This window comes from Aliivibrio sp. S3MY1, assembly GCF_028765575.1.
Lineage (GTDB): Bacteria > Pseudomonadota > Gammaproteobacteria > Enterobacterales > Vibrionaceae > Aliivibrio.
The window spans coordinates 76,502-94,689 of sequence record NZ_JARACO010000013.1 but is presented as its reverse complement, the minus strand read 5'-3'; the positions used below and the strand labels follow the sequence as shown (position 1 = coordinate 94,689).

23 protein-coding genes are annotated in these 18,188 nt (G+C 39.0%); 11 read left to right on the top strand and 12 right to left on the bottom strand.

The window, feature by feature from the left end; genetic code table 11:
- Window positions 1-12: 12 nt before the first annotated feature.
- Window positions 13-462, bottom strand: a complete 450-nt coding sequence (locus PVK62_RS10540) for a DUF2919 domain-containing protein (protein WP_274444323.1) — start codon at window positions 460-462, stop codon at window positions 13-15.
- Between the two features lie 224 nt (window positions 463-686).
- Here PVK62_RS10540 and PVK62_RS10535 point away from each other — a divergent pair, with 224 nt between their 5' ends.
- Window positions 687-1,040 carry a DUF2956 domain-containing protein gene (locus tag PVK62_RS10535; protein WP_274444322.1) on the top strand — a complete coding sequence of 118 codons (354 nt, stop codon included), beginning with the start codon at window positions 687-689 and terminating at the stop codon, window positions 1,038-1,040.
- A 145-nt stretch (window positions 1,041-1,185) separates the two neighbouring features.
- Here the strand turns inward: PVK62_RS10535 and PVK62_RS10530 are convergent, their stop codons facing one another.
- The 6 genes from PVK62_RS10530 to napF form a co-directional block, all read right to left on the bottom strand.
- Window positions 1,186-1,317: a TIGR02808 family protein gene (locus tag PVK62_RS10530; protein ID WP_069593672.1), complete on the bottom strand. Its 132-nt coding sequence runs from the start codon at window positions 1,315-1,317 to the stop codon at window positions 1,186-1,188.
- Window positions 1,318-1,326: 9 nt separating this feature from the next.
- Entirely contained in the window at window positions 1,327-1,902 is a 576-nt protein-coding gene (locus PVK62_RS10525; protein WP_274444321.1) for a NapC/NirT family cytochrome c, read from the bottom strand.
- A 32-nt stretch (window positions 1,903-1,934) separates the two neighbouring features.
- Entirely contained in the window at window positions 1,935-2,408 is a 474-nt protein-coding gene (locus tag PVK62_RS10520) for a nitrate reductase cytochrome c-type subunit (protein WP_274444320.1), read from the bottom strand.
- Between the two features lie 76 nt (window positions 2,409-2,484).
- Window positions 2,485-4,974 carry a periplasmic nitrate reductase subunit alpha gene (gene napA, locus PVK62_RS10515; protein ID WP_274444319.1) on the bottom strand — a complete coding sequence of 830 codons (2,490 nt, stop codon included), beginning with the start codon at window positions 4,972-4,974 and terminating at the stop codon, window positions 2,485-2,487.
- Complete coding sequence (locus tag PVK62_RS10510) at window positions 4,971-5,243, bottom strand: chaperone NapD (protein ID WP_274444340.1); 273 nt, start codon at window positions 5,241-5,243, stop codon at window positions 4,971-4,973. The genes napA and PVK62_RS10510 overlap by 4 nt, the downstream gene beginning before the upstream one ends.
- 11 nt (window positions 5,244-5,254) lie before the next feature.
- A complete protein-coding gene (gene napF / locus PVK62_RS10505) occupies window positions 5,255-5,773 on the bottom strand; it encodes a ferredoxin-type protein NapF (RefSeq protein ID WP_274444318.1) in 519 nt (172 codons plus the stop codon).
- A gap of 193 nt (window positions 5,774-5,966) precedes the next feature.
- Here napF and narQ point away from each other — a divergent pair, with 193 nt between their 5' ends.
- The 3 genes from narQ to PVK62_RS10490 are packed head-to-tail and all read left to right on the top strand — an operon-like array spanning window position 5,967 to window position 8,619.
- Window positions 5,967-7,658: a nitrate/nitrite two-component system sensor histidine kinase NarQ gene (gene narQ / locus PVK62_RS10500; RefSeq protein ID WP_274444317.1), complete on the top strand. Its 1,692-nt coding sequence runs from the start codon at window positions 5,967-5,969 to the stop codon at window positions 7,656-7,658.
- An 18-nt stretch (window positions 7,659-7,676) separates the two neighbouring features.
- On the top strand, window positions 7,677-8,288 hold the full coding sequence (locus PVK62_RS10495) for a response regulator (RefSeq protein ID WP_274444315.1): 612 nt from the start codon (window positions 7,677-7,679) through the stop codon (window positions 8,286-8,288).
- 1 nt (window position 8,289) lies between these two features.
- The gene (locus tag PVK62_RS10490; RefSeq protein WP_274444314.1) at window positions 8,290-8,619 is read left to right on the top strand and encodes a DUF4156 domain-containing protein; all 330 of its coding nucleotides are present in this window, start codon (window positions 8,290-8,292) and stop codon (window positions 8,617-8,619) included.
- A 74-nt stretch (window positions 8,620-8,693) separates the two neighbouring features.
- Here PVK62_RS10490 and PVK62_RS10485 read toward each other — a convergent pair whose 3' ends face one another.
- Window positions 8,694-8,975, bottom strand: a complete 282-nt coding sequence (locus tag PVK62_RS10485) for a winged helix-turn-helix domain-containing protein (RefSeq protein WP_122034264.1) — start codon at window positions 8,973-8,975, stop codon at window positions 8,694-8,696.
- 436 nt (window positions 8,976-9,411) lie between these two features.
- On the opposite strand from PVK62_RS10485, the gene PVK62_RS10480 reads away from it, so the two are divergent.
- The 4 genes from PVK62_RS10480 to PVK62_RS10465 are packed head-to-tail and all read left to right on the top strand — an operon-like array spanning window position 9,412 to window position 11,878.
- Window positions 9,412-9,759, top strand: coding sequence for an ArsC family reductase (locus PVK62_RS10480; RefSeq protein WP_274444311.1), 348 nt, complete (start codon window positions 9,412-9,414; stop codon window positions 9,757-9,759).
- A 54-nt stretch (window positions 9,760-9,813) separates the two neighbouring features.
- Complete coding sequence (gene dapE / locus PVK62_RS10475; protein WP_274444310.1) at window positions 9,814-10,947, top strand: succinyl-diaminopimelate desuccinylase; 1,134 nt, start codon at window positions 9,814-9,816, stop codon at window positions 10,945-10,947.
- Window positions 10,948-11,003: 56 nt separating this feature from the next.
- Entirely contained in the window at window positions 11,004-11,672 is a 669-nt protein-coding gene (locus PVK62_RS10470; RefSeq protein ID WP_274444308.1) for a M15 family metallopeptidase, read from the top strand.
- 2 nt (window positions 11,673-11,674) lie between these two features.
- The gene (locus PVK62_RS10465; RefSeq protein ID WP_274444306.1) at window positions 11,675-11,878 is read left to right on the top strand and encodes a DUF2897 family protein; all 204 of its coding nucleotides are present in this window, start codon (window positions 11,675-11,677) and stop codon (window positions 11,876-11,878) included.
- 36 nt (window positions 11,879-11,914) lie between these two features.
- Here PVK62_RS10465 and bamC read toward each other — a convergent pair whose 3' ends face one another.
- Window positions 11,915-12,967 carry an outer membrane protein assembly factor BamC gene (bamC, locus tag PVK62_RS10460; RefSeq protein WP_274444304.1) on the bottom strand — a complete coding sequence of 351 codons (1,053 nt, stop codon included), beginning with the start codon at window positions 12,965-12,967 and terminating at the stop codon, window positions 11,915-11,917.
- An 11-nt stretch (window positions 12,968-12,978) separates the two neighbouring features.
- A complete protein-coding gene (gene dapA / locus PVK62_RS10455) occupies window positions 12,979-13,860 on the bottom strand; it encodes a 4-hydroxy-tetrahydrodipicolinate synthase (protein WP_274444303.1) in 882 nt (293 codons plus the stop codon).
- A gap of 275 nt (window positions 13,861-14,135) precedes the next feature.
- Here dapA and PVK62_RS10450 point away from each other — a divergent pair, with 275 nt between their 5' ends.
- Together PVK62_RS10450 and bcp are read left to right on the top strand one after the other, a co-directional pair.
- The gene (locus PVK62_RS10450; protein ID WP_274444302.1) at window positions 14,136-14,666 is read left to right on the top strand and encodes a glycine cleavage system protein R; all 531 of its coding nucleotides are present in this window, start codon (window positions 14,136-14,138) and stop codon (window positions 14,664-14,666) included.
- 29 nt (window positions 14,667-14,695) lie between these two features.
- Window positions 14,696-15,163: a thioredoxin-dependent thiol peroxidase gene (gene bcp / locus PVK62_RS10445; protein ID WP_274444338.1), complete on the top strand. Its 468-nt coding sequence runs from the start codon at window positions 14,696-14,698 to the stop codon at window positions 15,161-15,163.
- An 86-nt stretch (window positions 15,164-15,249) separates the two neighbouring features.
- On the opposite strand, the gene PVK62_RS10440 is transcribed toward bcp, so the two are convergent.
- Both PVK62_RS10440 and PVK62_RS10435 read right to left on the bottom strand, forming a co-directional pair.
- The gene (locus PVK62_RS10440; protein WP_274444300.1) at window positions 15,250-16,320 is read right to left on the bottom strand and encodes an AI-2E family transporter; all 1,071 of its coding nucleotides are present in this window, start codon (window positions 16,318-16,320) and stop codon (window positions 15,250-15,252) included.
- A gap of 8 nt (window positions 16,321-16,328) precedes the next feature.
- Window positions 16,329-16,550, bottom strand: coding sequence for a sulfurtransferase TusA family protein (locus tag PVK62_RS10435; RefSeq protein ID WP_274444299.1), 222 nt, complete (start codon window positions 16,548-16,550; stop codon window positions 16,329-16,331).
- A 171-nt stretch (window positions 16,551-16,721) separates the two neighbouring features.
- On the opposite strand from PVK62_RS10435, the gene PVK62_RS10430 reads away from it, so the two are divergent.
- The gene (locus PVK62_RS10430) at window positions 16,722-18,176 is read left to right on the top strand and encodes a beta-barrel assembly-enhancing protease (RefSeq protein WP_274444298.1); all 1,455 of its coding nucleotides are present in this window, start codon (window positions 16,722-16,724) and stop codon (window positions 18,174-18,176) included.
- The last annotated feature ends 12 nt before the right edge of the window (window positions 18,177-18,188 follow it).

Sequence of the window (18,188 nt, the reverse complement as noted above, 5' to 3'; positions counted from 1 at the left end):
TTTGACTCCTCTTTAAGCCAAACTAAAACATATTTTTACTCTCTTACTACGAAGTAAAAAAATTAAAAACCAACTAAGCAATAAAATAAGCATTGCGCTACTTAATTGGAACTCTCCTCGATTAACTACCACCGATTTAATTAACATTATGAGATCTATTAATACCATCATAATGGTTAGCCATCGACCTTGCTTCCAAAGGGTTAGCATAAAAGGGCGTGTGGGCTTTTTAAAGCTACTTAACCACATAAAAAACACTATGGGTAAGCTTAAATATAAACTGGTATACAAGCTTGAATGACTTGGATAAAACAGAGCCAGTAAATCTGCACCTTGCTCACGACTTGCTCCTGCCATTACAAAAACAACTACAGAGCGAATTAATAGTGCCCAACCGAACCATAACCAAACTGGTGGCTTTAACCAGCCATGTTCATCATATGCATCAAACGAGTACAGCATTTATCTACCTTTGAACATTAAACAGACGAAAGAATTAACTAATAATCTTCTCAGTAGACTTGTCCAGATTACTGAAATGATTAAAAATAACGATTGAATAAAATAAAAACTTTGAGCTAGATACATCTTTAAATTCAAAATCTATATTGCCGTCACACTTTGTATCGTTTACATTTCAACGACGTATAAAGATAAAATTAAATATGAAAAATTAAGAATGCCGTATGAAAAATAACAATAAAGCACAGATATCTATAGAATCTCAACAAGAAGCAATGGCGATAGCTAAAGCTACACAAAAACCAGCACAAACAAAAGAACAAACTAAATTGATTGCGCAAGGTATCGAAAAAGGCATTGCGCTTTACAAGAAACAGCAAAAAGAAAAATCACGAGAAGCAGATAAGCTAAAGAAAAAGACACAGCGTCAAAAACAAAGTAAACACAACCACTCTGATGCAGAAGATAAACAAGCTCAGCAAGATCACATTAATAAAGAATCAAGCAAAAATTTACCATGGATTTTACTTGCGGTAAGCTGGGCTGCCTTTATTTACTACACATTTTTAGGTATGTAATACCATTCTGGATCAGTTGTTGTTCAGATAATTGCGTAGGATACGTCGATTTTAACTTGGCACGACAAACAAGCAGATACAAAAAAAGAGATGAGTTATAAATACCCATCTCTTTTTGTTATCTACTTAGATTAAGCTAAATTATTTATTCTTTATCTGCTTTTAATGACAGTATCCAAATTGATAGCACTGCAACCGCAGCAAAACCGCCAAGGATAATGCTCGGCATTGCGATGTAACCCAACGTATGCCAAATAACAGATTCTAATGTACTCATGCTATCTCCTTACCAACCTTCAATACCAGACATGTCAGGTAGCTTATGTGCAATACCTTTATGGCAATCTACACAGGTTTTATCACCTGATGCTAATGCCGTTGAGTGTTGTTTCGCACTACGAGGCCCTTGCTCCGAGAAATCCATGTAGTTAAATTCATGACAATTACGACACTCTTGAGAGTTATTCTCTTTCATTCGATGCCATTCTCGTTCAGCTAAATGACCACGACGCTCTTTGAATTTCTCTTCAGTATCAATTGTTTTCGTTACGTAATGCGCAAACAATTCTTTTGATGCTTGAACTTTACGTACAATTTTATCTGTCCAGTTATGAGGTACATGACAATCAGAACAGATTGCACGAACCCCAGAACGGTTTGAGTAGTGAATTGTTTCTTGGATCTCTTTAACGATAGGTGCGTGACAGCCAGAACAGAATTCTTCTGTATTGGTTGCTTCCATACCGGTGTTAAATGCGCCCCAGAAAAGCAAGCCACCGATAAAGCCCATAAATAGGACGATACCTACCGCGGCTTTACTTGGTGAAGAAAAACGCTTCCAAAATGCTTTTAATAGTTTCATGTATAGCCTCTCTTAACGGTACTGGCTAGCAACTAGCGCAATGAGTCCACACGTTCAAATTCATTCTCAACTAACGGCTTAGCATCAGCTTGAGGGACGTGACATTGTAGACAGAAGTAACGGCGAGGAGACACATCTGAAAGTACAGCATCTTCACGGTTTACGTAATGAGTTACACTGATCTTAGTCGCCCCCATTTCTTTTGCGTTTTTCCAACTATGGCATGATAAACACTTATTTGCGTTTAATGACACTTCATAGTTGCGAATAGTATGAGGGACTAATGGTGGTTGGTATACGTAATCACTGTCTAATGCGTGATCACGAGGAAAACGTTTAAAATCATCCGCTGGACGCGTTGTTTCTAATTCCGATGCACCACGTAGTGACTCAACTCCACCGATGCCACCTGGATTATGAAGTTCCGCTGTTTGTTCAGTTTCCGCTTGTACTGCTCCAGCAAACAAAAACCCTGCTGACATAAGCGCTATAATGAATTTTTTCATTCTAATTTCTCCGCCTTAAGGCAAACTCTTTGAAATAGGTTATTCACTTCTTAGCCAGTAACCTATCTATTATTAATTAAGCAATTTTAGTGATCTTAACTGGACACTTCTTATAATCTGTCTGTTTAGACAGAGGATCGGTTGCATCCAAAATCAATTTGTTAATTAAGATGCGAGCATCAAAGAATGGAACAAACACTAATCCCTCTGGCGGGCGGTTACGACCACGAGTTTCAACACGAACACGTACTTCACCACGTTTATTCGAAATTAACACTTCATCACCACGGCGTAGGTTACGTTTTTTTGCATCTGCTGGGTGAATATAACAAAGCGCATCAGGAACCGCTTTATAAAGCTCAGGAACACGACGCGTCATAGTACCTGTATGCCAATGCTCAAGAACACGCCCCGTACATAACCACATATCAAACTCATCACCAGGAACTTCTGGTGGCGCTTCATATGGGGCAGAGATAATTAATGCTTTACCATCAGGTTTTCCATAGAAGTCCCAATCTGACCCTTTTTTAGCGTATGGATCTGAACCTTCTTTAAAGCGCCATAATGTTTCTTTGCCATCAACAACAGGCCAACGCAAACCACGTACATTATGGTATGTATCATATGGTGCTAAATCGTGACCATGACCACGACCAAATGCGGCATACTCTTCAAACAGACCTTTTTGAACGTAGAAACCTTGAGCTTTGGCATCATCATTCAGCTCTTGAGCTTCTGACAATGGGAAGGCATCAACATTACCGTTTTTGTAAAGTACGTCATACATTGTTTTTCCACGAAATTCAGGTGCTTTTGCAAGCAGCTCTTCGCCCCACACTTCTTCTACTGTGAAGCGTTTTGAGAATTCCATGATTTGCCATAAATCAGATTTCGCTTCGCCTTTTGCTTGTACTTGTTGGTACCAAGCTTGAGTACGACGTTCAGCATTACCATAAGCACCTTCTTTTTCTACCCACATTGCTGTTGGAAGAATAAGATCCGATGCTTGCGCTGTTGCGGTTGGGTATGGATCAGAGCATACAATGAAGTTTTCTGGGTTACGGTAACCAGGTAAACGTTCAGTGTTAATGTTTGGGCCCGCTTGCATGTTGTTATTACACATTACCCAATAAGCGTTAATCTTGCCGTCTTTAAGCATGCGGTCTTGAACAACGGCGTGTGCGCCAGGCTTGCCGTTCAATGTGCCTTCTGGTAGTTTCCAGATTTTTTCTGAAATTGCACGGTGCTTAGGATTAGCAACAACCATGTCTGCAGGTAGGCGATGTGAGAATGTACCAACTTCACGAGCCGTACCACATGCTGAAGGTTGACCTGTCAATGAGAATGGGCTGTTACCCGGCGTTGAAATTTTACCGGTTAACAAGTGAATGTTATAAACAAGGCTATTCATCCAAACACCACGAGTGTGTTGGTTCATGCCCATTGTCCATAAAGACATTACCTTTGTTTTTGGATCGGCGTATTGCTTAGCTAAAGTGATCAAGTCTTCTTCTGATACACCTGACATTTCAGAGGCTTTCTTCGCCGTATATGGAGCAACAGAGGCTTTATATTCCTCAAAACTGATTGAGCTCATCGCTCCAGAGTTGGGGTTTTCCGCTTTCATTTGTAGCGGATCTGTATCGCGAAGACCATAGCCAATGTCTGTTGTTGCTTGCTTGAAGTTCGTGTGTTTATTTACGAAGTCCCAGTTTACTGCATCGTTTTGAATGATGTAGTTAGCAATAAAGTTAGCAATGGCAAGGTCAGATTGAGGCTCAAAAATGTACCCTTTATCTGCTAATTCAAATGAACGGTGATAATAAGTAGATAATACGTTCACTTTAACGTGTGGATTACTTAAACGACGATCTGAAATACGAGTCCACAGTACAGGGTGCATTTCAGCCATGTTTGAGCCCCACAGAACAAAAGAGTCTGCGTGTTCAAAGTCATCATAACAGCCCATTGGCTCATCGATACCGAATGTACGCATAAACGCACCTACCGCTGAAGCCATACAGTGACGAGCATTTGGATCGATGTTATTTGAACGGAAACCCGCTTTCATCAGTTTAACTGCAGCATAGCCTTCCATTACAGTCCACTGACCTGAACCAAACATACCAACACCTGTTGGACCATGTTTTTTCAGAGCTGCTTTCCATTTCTCTGCCATGGTATCAAACGCGACATCCCAAGAAACAGGAGAAAAATCACCGTTCTTATCGTATTGGCCATCAGTCATACGCAGCATTGGTGTTTGAAGACGATCTTTTCCATACATGATTTTAGATAGAAAATAACCCTTAATGCAGTTAAGACCTTTATTTACAGGCGCTTCTGGATCGCCTTGAGTCGCAACTACGCGACCATTCTGTGTTCCTACAAGAACGGAACACCCAGTTCCACAAAAACGACAAGGCGCTTTATCCCATTTAATTTTTGTTTGGTCAGAACTAACGATTAAATTCGTTGCCGATGCTGGTAAAGTAATACCTGCTACGGCTGCAGCTGATGCTGCGGCGTTTGCTTTAACAAACGCACGTCTTGTCATTTTCATGATTCATCCTCACATTGCGGATCAAAGTGCTCGATTTGGTGGAAAACTAAAGCGACATTTAGAATTCCTTCGAAGTCATTTATTTTATCTATTGAATCGGTGATGTACCCTTGGTTTTCTGTTTCAAGAACAACAATCAATTTGCCCTCTTCACTTTCTCCATGGATCTCTGTATTCGGTAGCGCCAGTATTTTTTCTTTTGTTTGTTCTAAAAATTCAGGTTTAACATGAACCACTAAACTTGAAATATGAACTTCATTTTCAGGCAAATTTTCTAACATTATTTTGCGTCTTCCAGGATCATGCTAATAGCCGATGTTGGACAAGCTGCTACACAGCCACCACATCCATTACAAGCATCAAAATTAATTTTAGGTTGAGCAACACTGCCCAACGTTAATTGAAAGCGAATGGCTTGTGTTTCACACATATCGCTACAACTACGACATTCAACAGATTGCTTTGCTAAACAGCTTTCATTTATTGATATTTGATGAGAGAAAGCTGGGGCAACAGTTAAATCAAATAAGTTTTCAGGGCAACTTTGAGCACATCCTTCACAGAAAGTACACTCCCCCTTTGTAAAGTCGACAATGGGAAAACCACCATCACCTTTAACAATTATGCTCTCTTCACAAGCAGCAATACATTTTTCACATTGAGTACATTGAGAAACAAAGCTTGTTTCATTACCCACCCAAGGGAGTCGCTGCTGTATTAAAGGATGTATCTTTTTCTTATTAGAGAAACGACTAAAAAGACTACGTTTAGAATGGTCAATTGCATTTTCTTGACTCATCTATTCACATCCCCCCTATCTATTCATATTTTTATATTTATATTTAGCATATTAAGTTTTGTCATATTTATTGATATACCTCATAATGGTTAAACAATAGGTATACTTGTTCTGGATCAATTTTTAAAACAATTAAAAACAACAGAATAGGCCTAACTTGCCTTTTATTAACCATAGGCCACCTACAACAAATATGAAACATAAGAAGACCTCAATTCTAACAAAAACCATTGCTCAAGTGATGTTATGGATTGTAATAATATCAATTGTGACAACTAGCCTAGCTTTGATGACATTATCCTCCAGTATAAAAGATGCTGAGGCCGTTAATATTGCGGGGTCTTTACGTATGCAAAGCTACCGATTAGCTTTTGATATTGAAACCAACTCACCAGAACTTATAGATCATTTAGAGAAATTTTCTGAATCGATAGAATCACCATCTTTTAAAACACTAGATCAATGGTTTGTTCCTGATGATATTAAAGGTTATTACGAAGATATTCGATTACAGTGGCATTCGTTACATCCCTCGCTACTTAGTGATAATAAACAGATATACCTTAATAAAGTCTCTAACTTTGTTGATGAAATAGACCGATTTGTATTTCGTCTACAAGAATTCTCAGAACGAAAATTGCAGCTTTTATCATTCATCGGTGCACTCGGTTTATCGTTAATCGTCTGTTTAAGTGTTTTTATTATCTTTTTTACGCAACGAAAAATCGTGAGTCCACTTCATCATTTAGTTGCTGCCAGTAAAGCAATGACCAACGGCAACTACTCCGTTCAAGTCAATTTAAAAAGTGACAATGAATTAGGCCAATTAAGTGATTCATTCAACCACATGGCAAAGCAAATTGATCTTAGCTATAGAGAGCTAGAAAGCAGAGTTGAAGATAAAACCAAGAAACTGAGCCAAGCCAACCGTTCATTAACCACGCTCTATCAATGCTCTCAACAACTATCAGCGTCTCAACTTGACGAACAAGTATTTAAAAATATTTTAGATACCTTTGTAAATATCGAAGGGATTACCAGTGCTCGATTAATTGTTGAAGAAGAATCTGGTGGGGACTGGGAAATTACCAGCGGTAAATCAAACACCTCCCCCTGGAGCTTGCAAGAGCTTTCGATTGATGGAGAACAACTTGGTTATTTACTGTGGCAATTTTCTCTTCCTTGCCCAGATCAAAAACTGATCATTAATATCGCGAATATTCTTGCTCGTGGCGTTTTTTATAATCAAGTACAAAAACAAACCCACCAATTAATTCTTTTAGAAGAGCGATCAGCCATTGCTCGTGAACTTCATGACTCATTAGCGCAATCTTTATCTTATTTAAAGATTCAAACCACCTTATTGAAACGACAATTATCAGCATGCGATTGCAAAAATACAGGCAATACATTAATAGAATTAGATGAGGGACTTAAAAGTGCCTATACTCAATTAAGAGAGTTGCTTAATACCTTTAGGCTAACGATTAATAAAGCCCACTTTGGTGAGGCATTACAAGAAATAACCACCACATTATCTGCTCAAACCGATATCAATATTAGAATAAATAATGAGCTTCCATCATTGCCAATAAATGCTCAACAACATGTTCATTTATTACAATTAATTCGTGAAGCGACATTAAATGCCATCAAACACTCAAAAGCTGATAATATTATCATTACGTGTTTTCAAGAAGGTGAGCAAGGCTACATTAACATTGAAGACGATGGGGTAGGATTTGACCCTAGTAAAGAAAAAATAAATCATTATGGATTAAGAATAATGCAAGAACGCGCTACCTGTGTTCGTGGTACTTTGTCCATATCCTCTGAATTAGAACACGGTTGTACAGTGAACGTTACGTTTCCACTTAACCAATAAAAATAGAAGGTATAAATTATGTGGAATGTTGTAATCGTTGATGATCACCCGTTAATGCGTCGTGGTATTGGCCAACTACTCTCTTTTGAAGAAGAGTTTACTTTAACAGGTGAAGCAAGTAATGGTACCGATGCTGTTGCACTAATCTCTCAAGATGAACCTGACTTAGTTTTACTTGATTTAAACATGAAAGGAATGTCAGGTTTAGATACCCTTCATGCATTAAGAAATGAAGGCGTTACTTGTCCAATCGTTATCTTAACGGTTTCAGACAATAAACAAGACATCAAAACCCTAGTTAAAGCAGGTGCTGATGGCTACCTATTGAAAGACAGTGAGCCCGATGAGCTAATTTCATTATTAAAAGATGCGATGAAAGGCGGAAAAGCTTACTCTGAACAAGTAAAAGCATGTTTGGAACAAGAAAATAACGGCGATGATAAATTAGCGAATCTAACCGCTCGTGAATTAGAGATCTTACAAAATGTAGCGAAAGGAATGCGTAACAAACAAGTTGCAGACAAACTCTTTATCTCTGAAGCTACCGTTAAAGTTCACATGAAAAGTTTATTGAAAAAACTGAATGTAAAGTCACGAGTTGCCGCGACATTAATTTACTTAGACTCATAATATGAAATTACTGATGGCAGGACTGTTAAGTCTCTTCTTATTGAGTGGTTGCCAGCTTACAACTCAACCAATGAACGATAAATCCGAAACCATTGCACTTCATTACCATGATAGTGTCGCTCAAGGTTGCACGGAAGTAGGTACAGTGACAGGAAGTGAAGGTCATTGGTATACCTTCTTCTTTATATCAAATAAAGACTTAATGATCGCCGCTGTCAATGACATGAAAAACGAAGCTCAGACGTTAGGAGCCAACACCGTAGTGCTTCAAGACCCAATGGCATTTAATACATCAGTCACCTTACTAGGCTCTGCTTATACTTGCCCATAGAACTAAATCTCATTCATAGAAAGCAAAAACGCCAACAATTATGTTGGCGTTTTTATTCAATCCTCAGCACAGAGCTAATGATATAATGTTGATGCGATCTCATCTTCTCGTGAGCATACCCAATCTGGATCATACGGCCCCCAATCTGAAAGACGATAATAACCATCATTATGACGACGACCATCTTGCACAAACATTAACTCGATACCAATCCCAGGCAAAGCTTTCAATACATCTTGAATTGTACGACGAGGCCAACCTGTTAACTCAACAAGCTTAGGCACATTTGGTCTTTCTAAATTATGTACCAACAACGCTAAATATAAGCGTCTGGCAAATACTGGATTCAACTCCATTGATACCTCCTGATTTAATAAGAGTAATTATTAATCATTCAGTATTAATGATGTTGAGATTGATCAATTAATTACGAAAATATACTTACAAATCTACCAATAAATACATAATCCCGCATTTATTGTAATTAATTTTCATAAACATCATTAACTATCACCCTATAATTAACCAATATTAACTTTATCTCCTTCTTCAACTGTGCCTCCATAATCAATAGCATCCCCACTTTTTACTGTAGGATCCCATCGTCATATTCCGTTTCAATTCATCTAATAAAGTTGTAGATTTTCTCTACAAAAATAGAAATTATGGCAAAGAAAAAGACGAGTCACTTAAAATTATAACCAATAGAATACTAAATAACGCACAGCTCTGGCGTATTTGCTCAAATCTCGTTATAAATAGACCATAATTAATAAGATAATGAAGAAAGTCATGACTGCAATTTACGGAATTAAAAACTGCGATACCATTAAAAAATGCAAAAAATGGTTAGAAGCAAACGACATCGATTTTACCTATCATGATTACCGCACTGACGGTATTGATAAAGAAATGGTTACCACTTTTGTTCAACAATTAGGGTGGGAAAACGTAGTAAATAAGCGTGGCACCACTTATCGTCAACTGAGTGACGAACAAAAAAACACGTTAAATGAAGAGAATGCGATTGAACTATTATTAGAAATGCCAGCTATGATCAAACGCCCTGTTCTTATTCATAATGATACGTACCATTTAGGCTTTAAGCCTGCGCAATACGAAGCGCTATTTACCATTTAGTTTACTGTGCCATTTAACTCTATGGCCAATTTAAAAGAAGTAAAGGAATACATAATGTCAGATACCCCAACATTAGCGCTTGCTAAAGATCTATTGAGTCGCCAATCCGTCACCCCTGAAGATGCCGGCTGCCAAGAATTAATGATTAAACGCTTAGAAGCACTTGGTTTTAGCATTGAAATCATGGTTTTTGAAGACACGACCAATTTTTGGGCTCGTCGTGGCACAGAAGCGCCGCTATTTACTTTTGCAGGCCATACCGATGTAGTACCAACCGGATCACTAGATCATTGGAATACCAAGCCATTTGAGCCAACCGTTATTGATGGTATGTTGTACGCACGCGGAGCCGCTGACATGAAGGGCTCGCTGGCTTGTATGGTTGTTGCCGTTGAGCGTTTTGTTGCTGAACATCCTGATCATAAAGGGTCAATTTCTTTTTTAATCACATCCGATGAAGAAGGCCCATTCATTAATGGAACCACTCGTGTAGTAGATACACTACAAGAGCGTAATGAAATTATTGATATGTGTATTGTGGGTGAGCCTTCCAGTACTGATCATGTGGGTGATGTGGTTAAAAATGGCCGTCGTGGCTCTCTTACTGGCAACTTAACCGTTAAAGGTATTCAGGGACACGTTGCTTACCCTCACATCGCTCGAAACCCGATTCATCAAGCAATGCCTGCATTAACTGAATTAGTCATGACTGAGTGGGATAAAGGTAATGATTACTTTCCCCCAACCAGTTTTCAAATTCCAAATATGAATGGCGGTACAGGAGCATCTAATGTTATACCAGGGGATCTTGAAGTCATGTTTAACTTTCGATTCAGCACAGAATCCACCGTTGAAAGCTTACAGCAACGTGTTATTGATACATTAAATAAACACGATGTAGAGTATGACTTAAATTGGATCATCAATGGCCTGCCATTCTTAACCGATACTGGCGATCTACTCACTGCCGTTGTCGATGCTGTTGATACGGTTAATCAGCAAAAACCTCAACTATTAACCACCGGTGGCACATCTGATGGTCGTTTCATTGCACAAATGGGAGCTCAGGTTATTGAACTTGGTCCGGTTAATGCCACTATCCATAAGGTAAATGAGTGCGTAAAAGTTGATGATTTAGAAAAACTGACTGATATGTATCAAGAAGTCTTAAATAATCTACTCGCGTAATCATCGATTAGCGCTATGATGGGAGGACGCTCCTCTCATCATAGCATTGGTACTTTATGACTTATCAAGAACTGACAGGCTTATCAAGCCAACACCTTTCTTTTATTACCCCTCACCGTCAACTTCATCATGATTGTGTTTCTTCATTTAATTCATTAGAAAAAGCAGCACTGGAGGCAGGATTTTCTCTGACTATTGCCAGTAGCTTTCGTGATTTTGAACGTCAACTTATGATTTGGAATAATAAATTTAATGGTATTCGCCCTATTTCTGGCAATGATGGACTACCACTAGATACCAGCAGCATGAGTGATATAGAGAAAATTCACGCCATTATGCGTTGGTCTGCCCTTCCCGGCTCTAGCCGTCACCACTGGGGAACCGATCTTGATATCTATGCTGAGAATACGCTTCCAGAGGGCGTAAATCTTCAACTTGAACCTTGGGAGTACAATACCGGTCACCAAGCTCAATTTAGTGAGTGGTTACAAGAGAATGCCTCACAATATGGCTTCTTTTTCCCTTATAACGCAGATAGAAAAGGCGTAGCTATCGAACCTTGGCATATTAGCCATAAAGAAAAAGGGACAGAATTAATGGCAATGTTAACGCCCGATATTCTGTTGCAAGCGTGGAAAGACGTCGACTTAGCAGGAAAAGACACTATCATTAAACATATTGATACACTATTTGTACGCTACGTTACTAATATCAATAAGGAGTGAATATGGAATGGTTAATGAACCCTTGGGTTATCATCGTGATTGTTTTAAGTGTGGTCATTGGTAATCTTGCTGCTTTAAAAGCAACGGCAAATATGAAATTTAAGCACACAAAAAAAACAGCCACTCCTCAAGAAAAAGAGGGGAAATCAGAGCAAGAAGCGACCATTCAGCATAAGATAAAAGATGAAAAAAAAGACGCCCAGTAAAATGAGCGCCTTTTGCTGATAACTTAACGGGTAAATTTACTCTTCAGACTTTTCTTCTTTCGGCATCTTATTTGATTTTTCAATCATAGCCGCTAGAACAGGAACCACGGAATCAAGGGTAGCTTCATCTACAGGTTTTCCTCCTGCATCTGTTACGTTAATTGAAGTACGGTTGCCTAAGTCACCTAATAAAAGATTATAAGTACGGCCTTCAAAAGAAAGTGGTTTTGTACCAATTTCTTCCCAGAACTCATCATCAGGCTCTTTATATTTAACTTCAATCGTACCTTGAGAGCGGTTTCTGTCTTCAATGGTTAATCCCATCATAGGCAATAGCTCACCTAGGCGCTCCCAGAAGATATTATATGGTGCACGAGCAATAATGATTGGTAAACCACTGCGATCAAGGCCCATAGAAATAGGAATTCGCTTCACTAACTCTTCCGCACGAATACGGGCTTCTTCTCGTAACTGCTCATCATAAGCTGATGTCACTAAATTGGTCATTAGAATATTATAACGAGCTTTATTAGCTTGAGTAACATCCATCGTCTTGCCATCTACTTGCCAATCAATCAGAGAAATTTGGAAACCAAAACTGTTATTCTGCTTTAACTTAACAATTTTATAGCGCGCACCAAATTCATGATCTTCATCTTCTGAATTCCATTTTAGCCAATTGGTTTCTAATTCAGAGTCATTTTGTGTAATTAAACCAATATCACGCTTCTCAATTAAAGTTAACACGGTTTGCCAAAGCTTATCGACGTCTTCTTTTTTTACAAGCCATACTGTCACCTCACCCTTTAGCTCTTCAATACGAGCGCCAGGGATCAATTCAAGAACTTGTTGAGGCGGTCGAATATCGACATCCTTGCCAATACCACCAACATATTCCCCTTTAGGGATATCATATTGAGGATAAAATTCAGGTTTGGCTTCTGCTGGTTGCTGCCACTCTTTTAAAGGTGGTGTTTCCAAGTACTTAAAATCTTGTTTAGCTTGGCGACGCTCTGTTGGACTGCTTGAGCATGCAGATAAAACCGCAATCATCAATGATCCAACCACAAAGCGAGTGTTCACTTTCATTTTCAATCCTATTACTTCAACACACCTGAACGGATCAAAGCTTGCTCAACAATTGGTTGTGCTGACAGGCTTAATTCCGTAAGTGGTAAACGAATATCTGGGTGAGTAATCATACCTAAGCGATGCGCAGCCCATTTTACAGGCATTGGATTCGCTTCAATGAATAAATCTTTGTGTAATGGCATTAAACGCTGGTTAATTATTTCTGCTTCTTCAAACTTACCTTGAGCCGCTAATGCGAACATGGTTGCCATCTCTTTTGCAGCAATATTTGCAGTAACTGAAATAACACCGTGGCCGCCTAATTTTACAAAATCAAGCGCCGTCGCATCATCACCACTCAGTTGGATAATATTGTCACCGCAAAGTTCACGAGTAATTGCAACTCTTTCTAGATCTGCTGTCGCATCTTTTAATGCAACAATATTGTCAAATTCAGATAAACGAGCCACTGTTTCTGGTAATAAATCAACCGCAGTACGACCAGGAACATTATAAAGAATTTGAGGGATTTCTGTTGCTTCAGAGATCGCTTTATAATGCAGGAATAACCCTTCTTGTGTTGGCTTATTATAATAAGGTGTCACACTTAAACAGCCAGCAACGCCTGAGTCATGAAAAAGCTTACTAAACGTCACCGCTTCATGTGTTGCATTTGCGCCAGTTCCTGCAATTACAGGAATACGGCCATCAGCAAACTCAAGAGTCTTCATTACAAGCTTGACATGCTCTTCTACACTTAATGTCGCTGACTCACCTGTTGTACCAACAGCAACGATGCCATTTGTACCAGCATCAATGTGGTAATCAACAAGATTTTTTAAACTAGTGTAATCGACTTCACCATCGGTATCGAGTGGTGTAACTAATGCGACAATGCTACCTGAGAACATATCCTTCTCCCTTTTTTCTTAGCCTGAATGTACGAATTGATTCTGTTATTCATTAATTTCACAACAAAGAGTCATCGTCCTTGACCACACGAAACACACTATGGTTTTCGTCTTCTATGTTATGAGCAGAATCATTCAATCAATATACCTCAAGGATATTACATAAAAGCCTCTGTTGTAGAGTCTTTTTTTTGACGATTGTCCACTATTGCTTGCTTATCACACAATCACTTGCGTGTTAGTATTAGGTTATCTTTTTCAATAACGAGTTTTTTATGCCTCAACACCTTGTAATTACCGCTGTCGGCACTGACAGACCTGGTATCTCTAATAAGGTGACTCGTCTTGTCACCGAATCAAGCTGCAATATTGTTGATAGCCGTATAGCGTCATTTGGTAATGAATTTACGCTTATCATGCTGCTCTCTGGTACTGCAAATGCGATTTCTCGTATTGAAAATACCTTACCTTTACTTGGGCAACAGCACGATTTAATCACCATGATGAAGCGAACATCACCTCATCAAGAGAAAGATATTTTTTATACTATTGACGCTTTTGTTGAATCTGAAGATCGCCCCGGCTTAACAGAGAAATTTACTGATTTTTTAGCCAATCGCGATATCGATTTAAAAACGCTTAGTGCTCAAACGCTTAAAAAGGGCGAAAACCAAAACACATTTCAAATTCACATTACCGCAGAAATTTTTAAAGAGTGCCACATCATTGAGATACAAGAACAATTTGAAACCTTATGTGCATCACTCAATGTAAACGGTAAGATAAATTTTTATAAAACTAATTAGAAAAAACACAGTTAAAAGGAAATAGTATGATCACGCCATTAGCAGCAGGCTCACCTGCACCCGACGTATCACTTATTGATCAAAATGGAGAATCAATTTCTCTTTCTGATTTAAAAGGAAAGAAAGTTCTATTTTATTTCTACCCAAAAGCAATGACGCCAGGGTGTACCGTTCAAGCTCAAGGTCTTCGTGACAGTAAAGCGGAGTTAGATGCCCATAACGTCGTTACACTCGGTGTCAGTATTGATCCGGTGAAACGCTTAGGTAAATTCATCGAGCGTGATGACTTGAACTTTACGTTATTATCAGATGAAGATCATGCTGCTGCAGATGCCTTTGGCGTATGGGGTGAGAAGAAATTCATGGGTAAAGTATACGATGGATTACATCGCATTAGCTTTCTGATTAACGAAGAAGGCGTGATTGAACACGTGTTCAATAAATTCAAAACCAAGACTCACCATGAAGTGGTATTGGACTATTTAAACAATAAATAAGTGAAACGAGAAAGCATCGTTTTAAAAGCTCAAAATAAAAAAGGCGGTGCTCATCAAAAGTACCGCCTTTCTTTTATTTATTTACTTTATGATGCTTTATTAAATACTTCATCTGTCGCAGGCAACGCCTTCCAAACCGCTTTAACCAATGTTGCTAACGGAATAGCAAAGAAGACGCCCCAAAACCCCCACAAACCACCAAATACAAGCACCGATACAATGATCGCCACTGGGTGCAGGTTAACCGCCTCAGAGAATAAGACGGGTACTAACACATTGCCATCTAATGCCTGAATGATCCCATAAGCAAGTATTAACCAGTAAAAATCAGGGGTTAATCCCCATTGAAATAACGCCACAATCGCAATCGGCACAGTAACCGCGGCTGCACCAATATATGGGATAAGTACTGAGAATCCGACCATAACAGCTAACAGCAATGAATAGCGTAAATCCATAATGAAAAAGGTTATGTAGCTGACACCACCAACAATGATAATTTCAACGACTTTTCCGCGAATATAATTACTGATCTGCTCATTCATCTCTACCCATACTTTAGTCGCTAAACGACGATTTTGAGGAAGGATATGGCTCATGGTTGCCACCATCTCTTCTTTATCTTTTAATAAGAAGAAAACAAGCAGCGGAACAAGGATTAAATATACCCCTAATGCAGCAATACTAACTAATGATGCCAATGAACCTTTAACCATGCTTTCACCCATGCCAAGTACTTTGCCACGTAATGTATCTAATAACGTGTCAATCAATTGAGGCTGAATGAACTCAGGGTAACGCTCAGGAAGGCTTGATAAAAAATTATGTAAACCATTAAACATTGACGGCATGTCATTTATTAAATTACCGATTTGATTCCAAATGTTTGGCACCAACCCGAAAACCGCCATCAACATCACACTGATAAACAGAATAATCACTAATATGACAGAAAGGGTTCTTGGTATGCCAAGTTTAGTGAGCTTAACCACTGGCCATTCAAGTAAATACGCTAAAACAATGGCGACTAGAAGGGGGGCAATAAGATGACCAAAGAAATAAATAGTAATAAAGCCGACAATAAGAATCGCAACCAAGCTCACCGCGTGTGGATCTGAAAAGCGGCGCTTATACCACTTTGTTACCATATCTAACATATTATATTCTACTTCCTAGTAACGGTTAAAAACGAACATGAGTCTGTTTTTTCTAAATGAATATCAAATGAGTGTTGTTCAAAGTACTTCATGATATCGGCTAACGATGTTTTGTCGACGACTTTGAGGTGTAATTGTTCATCTCCACCCAAAGAGTGACTTTCTCGTTTTGCTAATAGTAATGACATTGGGCAACGATGTTGTGATAAATCTACGCTTCTGGTTTCCATTCAACGACTCTATAGATATGATAGATTCCAATTAAAAGAGTATAAATCACATAATTAAAACAAAAAAGAAACCAATTTCAAATGTGATACTCTTACTACAGCTCAATTAGGTTATTATTTTCTCTACAACTTATCCAGATTAGTATTGTTAAAAGGATTTGCAAAAACAACATGTTCAAACTAAAAAAAATGGCCAGCGCTTTATTGATCACATCAATACTGACAAGCACGCTTCCTGTTTATGCAAATAACGACCTTAATCTCCCTGATATTGGTACGACGGCAGCATCAACGCTGACCATAGACCAAGAACTTATTTATGGCGATGCCTATATGCGCATGCTTCGCGCAAGCCAACCCGTTATTAATGACCCCGTTTTAGCGGAATATGTTCAAGATCTTGGCCATCGATTAGTTGCTAATGCCAGTGATGTCAAAACACCTTTTCATTTTTTTCTAATAAATAACAGAGAGATCAACGCCTTTGCCTTTTTTGGTGGTTATGTCGCGCTCCATTCTGGTTTATTTTTACACGCACAATCAGAAAGTGAACTTGCGTCGGTGGTTGCTCACGAAATCGCCCATATAACTCAACGTCACCTTGCTCGAAGTATGGAAGATCAGGCAAGACGCTCACCTGCAACCATGGCGGCTCTTATTGGGTCATTACTGCTCGCTATTGCCGCCCCAGAAGCAGGGATAGCCGCGATTCATGCCACTACTGCTGGTGCAATGCAAAGTTCAATTAACTACACTCGCAGTAATGAAAAAGAAGCTGACCGATTTGGTATCGATACCTTGGCAAAATCTGGTTTTGATGTTTCCGCGATGCCGCGTTTTTTCTCTCGCTTAGCGGATCAATATCGTTATGCAAGCACACCACCACCCATGCTGCTGACTCACCCATTACCAACTTCTCGTATTACAGACAGTCGTGAAAGAGCGCAACAATACCCAATGCGTAGAGTGAACACTTCATTACACTATCAACTAGCTCGTTCACGTATTGTGGCTCGCTACGCAGGAATTGATAGTAATGCCGCTTTAGATTGGTTTTCACGTAAATCAAAAACACATAATAGCGAGATTAAAAATGCCTTACATTACGGCAAAGCATTAGTCTATATTGATTCAAAGCAATACGCGAAAGCACAACCATTACTTAGTGATTTATTAAAAAATGACCCTCTCAATGTTTTTTATATTGATGCGGCAACCGATTTAGATCTGTACACAAAAAAGAATGTGCAAGCCATTACGCGATTAGAAAACGGCTTAGTTCAGCTACCAAACAACCCGGTATTAACCATTAACTATGCTCACGCTTTATCTGAAAGCAATAAGCCAGCAGAAGCGGTTCGTGTATTGCAGCGTTATACTCATGATAATCCAGACGACCCAACAGGATGGCAATTGTTAGCCAAGGCTTATCATGATAATGGCAGTGCCAATGGTGAATTAGCAGCAAGAGCTGAAGTCTACGCCCTTAAAGGAATGTGGAACAAAGCATTAAATAATTACACTCAAGCAAGTCAACTGGTTGAGTATGGAAGTTTAGATCAAGCAAGATACGACGCCAGAATCGATCAGCTTCGTCTATCACGAGAGCGTTTCAGCACTTTATAATCAAAAGGAAAA